This window comes from Streptomyces sp. NPDC056948, assembly GCF_042674225.1.
GTDB lineage: Bacteria > Actinomycetota > Actinomycetes > Streptomycetales > Streptomycetaceae > Streptomyces > Streptomyces purpurascens.
This window is the reverse complement of the sequence record NZ_JBHUQX010000057.1, coordinates 20,658-30,712: the sequence shown is the minus strand read 5'-3', so window position 1 is coordinate 30,712 and position 10,055 is coordinate 20,658. Positions and strand designations below refer to the sequence as shown.

General features: G+C 72.6%; 9 protein-coding genes and 2 pseudogenes. 3 read left to right on the top strand and 8 right to left on the bottom strand.

Annotated elements, in window-relative coordinates; all coding sequences use genetic code 11:
- Positions 1 to 526, top strand: a pseudogene (locus tag ACFTZL_RS10300) (ABC transporter permease); the annotation flags it as partial.
- 11 nt (positions 527 to 537) lie between these two features.
- Here the strand turns inward: ACFTZL_RS10300 and ACFTZL_RS10295 are convergent.
- The 3 genes from ACFTZL_RS10295 to ACFTZL_RS10285 all read right to left on the bottom strand — a co-directional run bounded on the left by ACFTZL_RS10295 (position 538) and on the right by ACFTZL_RS10285 (position 3,075).
- Positions 538 to 1,122 carry a flavodoxin family protein gene (locus ACFTZL_RS10295; RefSeq protein ID WP_382580101.1) on the bottom strand — a complete coding sequence of 195 codons (585 nt, stop codon included), beginning with the start codon at positions 1,120 to 1,122 and terminating at the stop codon, positions 538 to 540.
- Positions 1,123 to 1,222: 100 nt separating this feature from the next.
- Complete coding sequence (locus ACFTZL_RS10290; protein ID WP_382580100.1) at positions 1,223 to 2,569, bottom strand: amidase; 1,347 nt, start codon at positions 2,567 to 2,569, stop codon at positions 1,223 to 1,225.
- 5 nt (positions 2,570 to 2,574) lie between these two features.
- Positions 2,575 to 3,075, bottom strand: coding sequence for a DUF6668 family protein (locus ACFTZL_RS10285; protein WP_382580099.1), 501 nt, complete (start codon positions 3,073 to 3,075; stop codon positions 2,575 to 2,577).
- Between the two features lie 160 nt (positions 3,076 to 3,235).
- Between ACFTZL_RS10285 and ACFTZL_RS10280 the strand changes: the two genes are divergently transcribed.
- The gene (locus ACFTZL_RS10280; RefSeq protein WP_382580098.1) at positions 3,236 to 4,669 is read left to right on the top strand and encodes a tetratricopeptide repeat protein; all 1,434 of its coding nucleotides are present in this window, start codon (positions 3,236 to 3,238) and stop codon (positions 4,667 to 4,669) included.
- A gap of 13 nt (positions 4,670 to 4,682) precedes the next feature.
- On the opposite strand, the gene ACFTZL_RS10275 is transcribed toward ACFTZL_RS10280, so the two are convergent.
- From ACFTZL_RS10275 to ACFTZL_RS10265, 3 genes are all read right to left on the bottom strand, one after another.
- Positions 4,683 to 5,630, bottom strand: coding sequence for a M28 family metallopeptidase (locus ACFTZL_RS10275; protein ID WP_382580097.1), 948 nt, complete (start codon positions 5,628 to 5,630; stop codon positions 4,683 to 4,685).
- Positions 5,631 to 5,816: 186 nt separating this feature from the next.
- Entirely contained in the window at positions 5,817 to 6,290 is a 474-nt protein-coding gene (locus tag ACFTZL_RS10270) for a VOC family protein (protein ID WP_382580096.1), read from the bottom strand.
- A 7-nt stretch (positions 6,291 to 6,297) separates the two neighbouring features.
- Complete coding sequence (locus ACFTZL_RS10265; protein WP_382580095.1) at positions 6,298 to 6,723, bottom strand: winged helix-turn-helix transcriptional regulator; 426 nt, start codon at positions 6,721 to 6,723, stop codon at positions 6,298 to 6,300.
- Between ACFTZL_RS10265 and ACFTZL_RS10260 the strand changes: the two are divergent.
- Positions 6,722 to 7,969, top strand: a pseudogene (locus ACFTZL_RS10260) (MFS transporter); the annotation flags it as partial. The gene ACFTZL_RS10265 and the pseudogene ACFTZL_RS10260 sit on opposite strands and share 2 nt — an antisense overlap.
- Positions 7,970 to 8,049: 80 nt before the next feature.
- Here the strand turns inward: ACFTZL_RS10260 and rarD are convergent.
- Positions 8,050 to 9,000 (bottom strand): EamA family transporter RarD, encoded by a 951-nt coding sequence (gene rarD / locus ACFTZL_RS10255; protein WP_382580103.1) that lies wholly within the window; start codon positions 8,998 to 9,000, stop codon positions 8,050 to 8,052.
- 195 nt (positions 9,001 to 9,195) lie between these two features.
- On the bottom strand, positions 9,196 to 10,050 hold the full coding sequence (locus ACFTZL_RS10250) for an SDR family oxidoreductase (RefSeq protein ID WP_382580094.1): 855 nt from the start codon (positions 10,048 to 10,050) through the stop codon (positions 9,196 to 9,198).
- Positions 10,051 to 10,055 lie beyond the last annotated feature (5 nt).

Genomic DNA, 10,055 nt, shown 5'->3' with positions numbered 1-10,055 from the left:
GCGCTATCTGCTGGTCGCCCCGGCCGGCCGCAGCCGCCTGCTGCTCACCAAGTACGCGACCGTCGTCATCTTCTGCCTGGTGGCCACCCTGGTGGTCGCCGTCTCGGCGCTGACGGTCGGCGCGCTGCTGTTCCCGCTGGGCGACCTGACGACCATCTCCGGCACGCAGATCAGCTTCGCCGAGGGCCTGGGCAGAGCCCTGCTGATCGCCCTCGCCGTCGCCGCTTCACTGATCGGCGTCGCGGCGCTGGGCCTGTTCGTCTCGACGCTCACGGGCAGCGGCATCGCGGCGATGGCGACCACCGTCGGCCTGCTGATCACGGTCCAGATCCTCGACCAGATCCCGCAACTGCACGCCCTCCAGCCGTACTTCTTCTCGCACTACTGGCTGTCCTTCGCCGACCTCATGCGCGAGCCCGTCTACTGGGACGACCTGACGAAGAACCTCGGCCTCCAGGCCCTGTACGCGGCGGTGTTCGGCTCGGCGGCCTGGGCCCGCTTCACGACGAAGGACATCACGGCCTAGTCCTGCCGGTACTAGTCCTGCTCGTACAGGAACCGGGCGGGCGGTGCCTCCTGGGTGAAGAACGTCTTCGCCCGGGTCAGCGCCTCGGTGTCGTTCAGCACGTCACCGGGCTTGCTGCCGTTGCCGAGCAGCACCCCGCCGAAGTGCATCCCCAGGTACGCGGCCGAGTTGTGGAGCGTCCCGACGAGCGGGTCGGCGACCACTTCCTCCCGGTGCGCGAGGGCGGTGACGCCCCACAGGGTGCCTCCGGCCAGGGTCTCCTTGAAGTCGAGCCCGGGCGTGCGCAGCCAGCCCGACCAGTGGTCCAGGTAGCGCTTGGTCTGTGCGGAGACCGAGTACCAGTACAGGGGCGAGGCGATCACGATGTCCGTCGCCGCGAGCGTGGCGTCGAGCAGCAGGGCGAGGTTGCCCTCGGTCGGGCGGACATGGTCGCTGTCGTGCCGCAGGTCCTCGAAGTCGGGTATCGGGTGCTCGGTGAGGTCGATCCACTGCTGTTCGACGTCCGGGGACAGTTGCTCGGCGGCCCGGCGGGCCAGCAGCTCGGTGTTGCCCTCGGCGCGGGCGCTGCCCAGGACGAAAAGGAAGCGGCGGGTCATGGTGTCCCCCAGAAGAAAGGCGTACGGCGATTACACGCGCTTGCATCATATGCGTACGCATTCAAATTCGCCAGGGGTCGCCGTCCGGCCGGCGTGCCCGTCAGCTTCCGATACGCGCCTCCGCCTCCCGCGCCACGGCCAGCAGCAGCGCCTCCCGCCCGTGCGGTGCCACCAGGTGCAGCCCGGCCAGGCAGCCGTCCTCGCCGAAGCCCGCCGGGAGGCTCAGCGCCGGGTGCCCGCTGAGGTTGAACGCCCAGGTGAGCGAGGTGGAGTAGCGGTCCCCCGGCCCTTCGTGGCCGTGCGGCGCGGTGGGTGCCGTGGGCGTCAGCAGCAGGTCGGCATCCTCGTACAGCCCGGCCAGCCGCCGGTCGTTCTCCGCCCGGACGCGGTGGGCACCGGCCAGATCGGCACCGGGTGCGCGCAGGGCGAGCCACGCGGGCCCGGGGTCCATCAGCCGCGGCGGCACCCGTGGTCCTACGAGCCGTACGACACCCGCCGCCACGAGCCGTTCCACCGCGGCCCGGGCGAGTGCGACGGGCTCCGGATCGGGCCCGGCGAAACCGAGGTCGGGGGACCAGACGGCGGTGACGGGCAGGGGCGGGAGGACGGGCTCCGGCTCGCCTGTCACCACCTGCCACCAGACCGCCGCGTCCGACGCCGAGCGGGCGAGCACGCCGGGGACGGCAAGCCCCGTACGGTCGGCGGAGGGCAGCCGCCCCACCGTGGTCTTCAGTCCGACGACCCCGCACCACGCCGCCGGGATCCGCACCGACCCCGCCCCGTCGCTGCCCGTCGCCAGCGGCACCAGCCCGGCCGCCACCGCCACCGCCGACCCGGCCGAGGAGCCGCCCGGCGTACGGTCGGCCCGCCACGGATTGACGGTCCGGCCACGCGCACCGAGCCCCCAGGTCTGCCAGGGCGTCCCCGGCCCGGGCACGGAGGTCGCCCCCACGACGACACCCCCGGCCGCGAGCAGCGGCCCCGCCGCCCGCAGCCCGTGCCGCCCCTTCACGGCGATCGGCACACCGGCGAGCGGCAACCAGCCGCCCTCCATGAACCTGTCGGTGACACCCCCTGCCCCTTCGGCACCACTCGTGCGAGGGGCATCCCCGGATCTGTCGGCATCACTCGTGCGAGGGACACCCCCGGGCTCGGCGGCCGCGCTCCCGCGGGGGACATCCCCCGACCCGTCGGGGGCCTCGCCCGTGTGCCGGGGCTGCTCGGAGTCGTCGGTTCCACTCGTGCGGGGGACACCCCCGCACCGCCCGTCGAGCAGCGCGTCCACCTCGCCCGCCCGTCGCAACGCCTCCTCGTGCCACACCTCGACGAACGCGCACAGCTTCGGATCGGCCCGCTCGATCCGCTCCAGCGCCGCCGCGACCACGTCGACCGCGCGCAGCTCCCGGGCCCTTACACCCGCCGCGATCTCCCCGGCCGACAGGGGCACGGCCGTCAGCGTGCCGCTCCCGTCAGCCTGGCCAGGGGCGCCGTCTCGCGCGGCGGACGGCCCGGTTCGCCGAGCCGCCAGGACGGTACCCACGGCACGCGGTACACGTCGATGACCGCCTCCAGGGACTTGACCCGCTGGGCGAGCGGGCGCGGCAGCCGGCCCGGGGCGTCCGCCACGAGGACGACGCCGTCGAGGTCGAGCCCCGGCGGAGCCTGACCGCGCCGGAAGATCTCCACCGCACCGGCGACCGTGTCGAGCCCGGCCGCGTGCGTCCGGGCGACCAGCAGCACCGACGGCGGATCGCCCGGCCCGGGCCAGGCGCGGCCGCTGTCATGACCGCCGTAGACCGCGGCGAGCGTGGAGACGCCCGCGCCGCCGTGCGTGCCGACCCAGGAGAAACGCCGGGCCGCGGCATGGGCGTGGGCCGGCTCCGGCGGTCCCGGCTCCGGGGTGGTCACCGGGCCGCGGATCCAGATCTCCGGGCCTCGCACGCCTGTCTGCATGCACCTCTCCTCCCTCGTACTCCCGATCTTCATGCCAACCGGAACAACGCGCGCCGGGGCCTACAGTCCTTGGGACGAGCCTGTGACACCGCGGTGACGTGAGAAACGGGAGCGAGCGGACACACTCGACAGTAGGTGTACGACGCCGAGTGAGGGGACGATGTCTCGACTCAGCCGCGAGAAGAAGCGGGAACAGAAGCAGGCCGCACACGCGGCGACGCCGGCGGTGCCGATCGACGTCCATGTCCCCGGAACGGGACACGGCGCCGGGTCGGTTGCCGGTGCCGGAGCGGCGGGCGTGTCCGACGGTGCGTCCGTCGGCGGCGTCCCGGTCTTCGCGGCTCCCGGCGAGGAGATCCACAAGGCGGTCCTGAACCGCCTCCACCACATCGCCCTCGCCACGGGCCACGCGGTCCTCGCCACGATCCACGACGAGCGCATCGGCTACGTCGTCCCTCTCCAGGTCGACCCGGACGGCTCCAGCCACTTCACGGCCGAGCCGGTCCGTACGACACCGCCGGAGGGCACCGCCGCCGGACGCCCACCGGAACCGCCGATGGCCGGCGCAGCCACGGAGTGGCCCCCGGCCGCCGCGGCTGAGGAACCGCCCATGCCCGACCCGGTGACGGAGTGGCCCCCGGCCGCCGCGGCTGCCGAGCCGTCCGCGGTCGGCGCGGCTGCCGAACCGACCGCAGCGGGCACGCCCGGACCGATGCCACCCGCGGCGGAGCAGGAGCCCCCGCGGAAGCCCCCGCACAGCGACAGCGCCACACACGTCCTGCGCCCCGTACCGGAGTCCGGCGATCTCGGCGCGGCCCCTACGTTCCGGCTGCGCGCCGTACAGGAGCCGCCGCAGCCCACCCCTGAAGACGCGCCTCCGGGCCCGGCCACCGTGCCCGGCACCGTCGCGCCCCCGACCGGTGAGTTCGGGCCGCCTCCGCCCATGGACGCGAGGCCGCTCCCCGTCCCCGAGGACGGTCCCGCCGCCGGGCCCCGGCGCGGCAGGAAGCCCGACCCGGTGCTCGAAGCGGAGCTGCTCGCCGACCTCGACGCCAAGCCCACCCCCGCCCGCGGCTTCGACGCCGTAGCCGAGGCCATGTTCGGGGACGAACCTGCCGGCGCCCCGGGCGACTCCGGAGCCTCCGACCTCGTCGCGGAGCCGATCACGCGGATCAACGAGGCCGTCAAGGAGGGCAGGATCGAAGCGGCGGCCGGGCTGGCGGACCAGACCGTCGCGCAGGCGTCCGCGACGCTGGGGCCGGAGCACCCGGAGGTGCTCCGGCTGGGTGAACTCAGCGCGTACATCGCCTACTTGGCGGGCGACCCGCTCCGCGCCTTCCGTCTGTCGCTCGACCTGGCCGGTGCCCGCCGCCGTACGGGCGACGCGGAGGCCGCCTACGGCAATGTGCAGAGCGCGGCCACCGCCTGGCGGGCGGTGCGCGACCCCGCGGTGGGGCTGGAGCTGGGGCGCGACCTGATCGGCCTGTGGACCGAGCTCGCCGCCGAGGACGGCCCGGCCGCCGAGGAGATCGAGCAACTGGAGTCGGCCCGGGCCCGCATGGGCCGCCTCACGGAACGCGCCCGCGACCAGTAGGAGTGACCCGGAACTACTCCGACAGCTCCCACACCGCGTACGCGACCGCGTCGCTGTTGCGGTCGAGGGCCGTGTCGTTGATGTTGGCGGTGGTGTCGCAGGAGGAGTGGTAGCAGCGGTCGAAGGCCTGCCCGGCCGTACCGCCCCACTTGGCCGCCTGCGCCGCCGTCTTCGCGCGGCTGGCCCCGGTGAACAGGCCGCCCACCGGCACGCCCGCGCTCTTGAACGGCGCGTGGTCGGAGCGGCCGTCGCCCTCGGTCTCGATCTCGGTCGGGACGCCGAGGCCGCTGAAGTAGTCCTTGAAGGTCTTCTCGACCGCCGGGTCGTCGTCGTAGACGAAGTAGCCCGGGTTCGAGGAGCCGATCATGTCGAAGTTGAGGTAGGCGCTGATCCTCGAACGGTCCCCGGTCGCCAGCCGGTTGACGTAGTAGCGGGAGCCGACCAGGCCGAGTTCCTCCGCGCCCCACCAGGCGAACCGCAGATGCTTGGTGGGCTCGTACTGCGCCCGTGACACGGCGAGGGCGGTCTCCAGGACGGCGGCCGAGCCGGATCCGTTGTCGTTGATGCCGGGCCCGGAGGAGACGCTGTCGAGGTGCGAGCCGGCCATCACGACCTGGCTCGTGTCACCGCCGGGCCAGTCGGCGATCAGGTTGTAGCCGGTGCGTCCGGAGGCGGTGAACTGCTGGAGCGCGGTGGCGAATCCGGCGGCGTCCAGCTTGGCCTTCACGTAGTCGATCGATGCCTTGTAGCCGGTCCGGCCGTGCGCGCGGTTGCCGCCGTTGGCGGTGGCTATGGACTGGAGCTGGGTCAGATGGGCCTTGACGCCCGCCAGGGGCAGGTCGGGCGCCGCCGCCGGTCTCGGGGGAGCGGACGCGGCATCGGCCACGGCGCCGCCGGTCAGGAGCATGACAGTCGCTATGCCGCCTGCTGCCACGGCACGCGCGGAAACGGAGAGCTTCATGTGGGGACTCCGAGTTCCTACGGGCAGCCCGTGGGGTGTCCGCAGGCCGCCCACGCTGAATGGGGTGCCTGGATGGTGAAGCTGGCACTGACTCTCCGTCAAGGGATGTATCCGGCCAGGGCGTTGGGAGGCAGGCGCTGGGAGCCCGGCTGCCATGCCCGGTTTCCGGGGCTCACCGGTCCGGTGTCATTGCACGCAGAACTCGTTCCCCTCCGGGTCCGCCATCAGGGCCCACTCGCCGCCCTGCTCCGCCACGCGCCGCAGCACCCTCGCCCCGAGCCCTTCCAGCCGCGCGACCTCTTCCTCGCGTCGCCCCTCGCCCGGGTGCAGATCGAGATGGAGCCGGTTCTTGACCGTCTTGGTCTCCGGCACCCGCTGGAACAGCAGCCGCCGCCCCAGCCCGGTCCCGCTCTCCTCCTCGAACGGGTCCTCGGGGTGCCGTACGGCGATCAGGTCCCGGAAGGCGTGCCGGCCGTGCGACTCGACGACGAGCTCCTCCGGCACGACACCGGCGCCGAGCAGCTTCCCGATGAGGACGCTGTTGTCCTCGACCTCGTAGTGGAGCGCGGAGGCCCAGAAGTCGGCCTGCGCGTGCGGGTCGTTCGCGTCGATGACGACCTTCCAGTGCACGGGGGCGGGACGTGCCGGTGTCTGTGTCATGTACCAGTTATACGGGCCGGGTGTCGTACGCGGTCCGGGCCGCGGCGATCTCGTCCTGGTGTTCCTCCGTCCAGGTCACCAGGGACTGGATCGTGGTGTGCAGCGTCCTGCCGAGCGAGGTCAGTTCGTACTCGACCCGCGGCGGCACCACCGGGTGCACGGTCCGCTTCACCAGGCCGTCCCGCTCCAGCGAGCGCAGGGTCACTGTCAGCATCCGCTGGCTGACCCCGTCGATCTCCCGGCGCAGCTCGGTGAAGCGCAGCCGCCGGTTCTCCAGCAGTGCGATGACCAGCAGCGACCACTTGTCGGCGATCCGGTCGAGGATCTGCCGGACCTGGCAGTCCTCCCGGGTGTCCCACTGGAAGGGATCGGCGTCGCCGTGGTCCACGGTGCTCTCGCAGTTACTCGGTGACTTCGAAGTGCCTTCTTCCATGTCTCCCGATGCTGCCGCAGGGTGGTCATGGTTACAAGAGGGAACCGACCCTCAGTTGCGTAACCGCATACTGGCGGAGGAGTGTGGACTGATGGGCACCCGTGCCTGGGCGCTGTTGCTCGTTCTGTGCGGAACGATCTTCCTCGAAGGCATCGACGTCGCGATGATGGCGGTGGCGATCCCGGCCATCCGCTCCGACCTGGGGCTGGGCACCGACACCGCGGCGTGGGTGATGAGCGCCTATGTGCTCGGATACGCCGGCTTCACCCTCCTGGGCGGCCGGGCCGCCGACCTGCTCGGCAGGCGCCGGATGTTCCTGCTCTGGCTGACCGTCTTCCTCGCCTTCTCGGGGCTCGGCGGCTTCGCGACCGAGGGCTGGATGCTGGTCGTCGCCCGCTTCGTCACCGGCGTCGCCGCCGCCTTCATGACCCCGGCCGCGCTCTCCCTGATCACCACGTCGTACGAGCAGGGCCCGCAGCGCAACAAGGCCCTGCTGATCTTCGCCGGGACGGGCGCGGCCGGCTTCTCCCTCGGCCTGGTGATCGGCGGTCTGCTCACCGAGTTCGGCTGGCGCTGGGTGTTCTTCGCGCCCGTACTGCTGGCCGCGGCCCTGCTCGTCCCCGCCGTACGGCTGATCCCCCAAAGCGATGCCCCGAGGGCCCGCCGGGGCACCTTCGACCTGCCCGGCGCGGTCACCGCCGCCGGCGCGATGCTGCTGGCCGCCTACACCGTCGTACGCCTGGAACACGGCCTGCGCGACTGGCCGCTCACCGCGGCATCGGGGCTCGCGGCGCTGCTCCTGGCCGGTGCCTTCGTCGCGGCCGAACGCCGCTGCCCGGACCCGCTCGTCCGCCTCGGCATCCTGCGGCAGGGCGCGGTCGTGTGCGCCGATCTGGGGGCGCTGCTCTTCCTCGGCGCCTTCTTCGGCTTCCAGTTCATCGTCACGCTCTACCTGCAGGAACTGCGCGGCTGGTCGTCCCTCCAGACGGCGCTGGCCCTGATCGTCATGGGCATCGACGCCGTCCTCGCCCCGACGCTCACGCCGCGCCTGGTCGCCCGCTGGGGCAACGCCCGCGTGATCGTCGGCGGTTTCGTCCTGGCCGTGGCCGCGTACGCGCTGTTCCTGCCGGTCGGCATGGACTGGTCCTACGCCGCGATGTTCCCGACGCTGTTCCTGGCGGGCCTCGCCTTCGCCCTGGCCTACGGGCCGCTGACCATCGCGGCCACGGACGGGGTCGCCGAGTCCGAGCAGGGGCTGGCCGGCGGGCTGCTGACCACCGCCACGCAGTTCGGCTCGGCGATCGGCATCTCGGCGGTGACCGCGGTCTACGGCCTGGCGTCCACCGGGTCCGGGCCCGAGGCCACGCTCTCGGCGTTCCGGGCGGCGCTGGTCGTGCCGGTCGTCCTGGTGGTGCTCGGCACGCTGATCTCGTCGGTGAGCGCGCGGGCCGCGCGGCGGGCGGTGCGCAGCGCGTCCCAGGTGAGCAGCGTCAACGCCAGCCACACCAGCGCGAACCCGGCCCAGCGCTCCGGCGGCATCTCCTCGTGGAAGTAGAGGATGCCGAGCAGGAACTGGATGACCGGCGTCGAGTACTGCAGCAGGCCGATCGTGGACAGGGGCACGCGGATGGCGGCCGCGCCGAAGCAGACCAGGGGCAGTGCGGTGACGATGCCGGCCGAGGCGAGCAGGGCCGCGTGCCCCGCGCCCTCGGTGGTGAAGGTGGAATCGCCCTGCGCGGTCAGCCACACCAGGAAGCCGAGCGCGGGCAGGAACTGGATCGCGGTCTCGGCGGCCAGCGACTCGATGCCGCCGAGGCCCACCTTCTTCTTCACCAGCCCGTACGTGGCGAAGGAGAAGGCGAGGCAGAGGGAGATCCACGGGGGCTGGCCGTAGCCGATGGTCAGTACGACGACCGCCACGCAGCCGGTCCCGACCGCCGCCCACTGCACCGGCCGCAGCCGCTCCTTCAGCAGCAGCACCCCGATCGCGATGGTGACCAGCGGGTTGATGAAGTACCCGAGCGAGGCCTCGACGACGTGCCCGGAGTTCACGGACCAGATGTACAGGCCCCAGTTGACGGTGATGACCGCCGCGGCGACCGTGATCAGCGCCAGCTTGCGCGGCTGGCGCAGCAGCTCTCCGGCCCAGGCCCAGCGGCGCAGCACGAGCAGGGCGGCGCCCACGAAGACCAGCGACCACACCATCCGGTGGGCCAGGATCTCCACCGCCCCCGCCGGCTTCAGCAGGGGCCAGAACAGGGGGACGAGCCCCCACATCCCGTAGGCCGCGAACCCGTTCAGCAGTCCTATCCGCGCCTCGCCCCTCGGCTTGCCGGTCACGGCCCCCTCCTTCGCACGTGGTGTTCCGCGACCACGAAGGTAACGCCGAGCGCCCCCGGCTGTCATGCCCGTATCGGCATACGGTCATGACATCCGGGGGTGGGACGGCTCAAGGGTCCGCCGGGCGGGAGTTCAGCCCTTGAGCGCGGCGGCGATGGCCTCGGAGAACGGCGTGGTCGGACGGCCGGCCAGGCGGGACAGGTCGCCGGTCGAGACGACCAGCTCACCCTTCTCGATGGAGGCGTCGACCCCGGCCAGGATCTGGGCGAACTGCTCGGGCAGGCCGGCGCCGGCCAGGATGCCGGTGAGCGCCTCGGGCGTGACCGCGTTGTAGGTGATCTCCTTGCCGGTCTGCCGGCTCAGCTCGGCCGCGTACTCGGCGAAGCTCCACGCGGAGTCGCCGCCCAGCTCGTACGTCTTGTTCTCGTGCCCCTCGCCGGTCAGCACGGCAGCGGCGGCAGCGGCGTAGTCGGCGCGGGAGGCGGAGGAGACCCTGCCCTCGCCGGCGGCGGCGACGACCGCGTTGTGCTCCAGCGTCGGGGCGAGGTTCTCGGTGTAGTTCTCGTGGTACCAGCCGTTGCGCAGCAGCGCGTAGGGCACGCCCGAGTCCAGCAGGGCCTCCTCGGTGCCGCGGTGGTCGTCGGCGAGCGCGGCGGTCAGGCTGCCCGGGGCGCTGGTGTAGGCGAGCAGGGCGACCCCGGCCGTCTTGGCGGCGTCGATGACGACCTTGTGCTGCTGCACACGGCCCTTGTCGAACTCGTTGCCCGAGATCAGCAGGACCTTGTCACCCGCGGAGAAGAGGCCGTCGAAGGACGCGGGGGTGTTGTAGTCGGCCAGTGCGATCCTCACCCCGCGGTCCGCGAAGTCGGCGGCCTTCTCGGCGTTGCGGACGACCGCGGTGATCTGCTCGGCGGGAACCTTCTCCAGCAGCCGCTCCACGACGTGACGGCCGAGCTGTCCGGTGGCTCCGGTGACGACGATGCTCATGGTGA

Excerpts from the sequence above, each read along its gene's own strand:
- ACFTZL_RS10295 (WP_382580101.1), bottom strand. The coding sequence starts at position 1,122 with ATGACCCGCCGCTTCCTTTTCGTCCTGGGCAGCGCCCGCGCCGAGGGC.
- ACFTZL_RS10285 (WP_382580099.1), bottom strand. The coding sequence starts at position 3,075 with ATGCAGACAGGCGTGCGAGGCCCGGAGATCTGGATCCGCGGCCCGGTG.
- ACFTZL_RS10280 (WP_382580098.1), top strand. The coding sequence starts at position 3,236 with ATGTCTCGACTCAGCCGCGAGAAGAAGCGGGAACAGAAGCAGGCCGCA.
- ACFTZL_RS10275 (WP_382580097.1), bottom strand. The coding sequence starts at position 5,630 with ATGAAGCTCTCCGTTTCCGCGCGTGCCGTGGCAGCAGGCGGCATAGCG.
- ACFTZL_RS10270 (WP_382580096.1), bottom strand. The coding sequence starts at position 6,290 with ATGACACAGACACCGGCACGTCCCGCCCCCGTGCACTGGAAGGTCGTC.
- ACFTZL_RS10265 (WP_382580095.1), bottom strand. The coding sequence starts at position 6,723 with ATGGAAGAAGGCACTTCGAAGTCACCGAGTAACTGCGAGAGCACCGTG.
- rarD (WP_382580103.1), bottom strand. The coding sequence starts at position 9,000 with ATGTGGGGGCTCGTCCCCCTGTTCTGGCCCCTGCTGAAGCCGGCGGGG.
- ACFTZL_RS10250 (WP_382580094.1), bottom strand. The coding sequence starts at position 10,050 with ATGAGCATCGTCGTCACCGGAGCCACCGGACAGCTCGGCCGTCACGTC.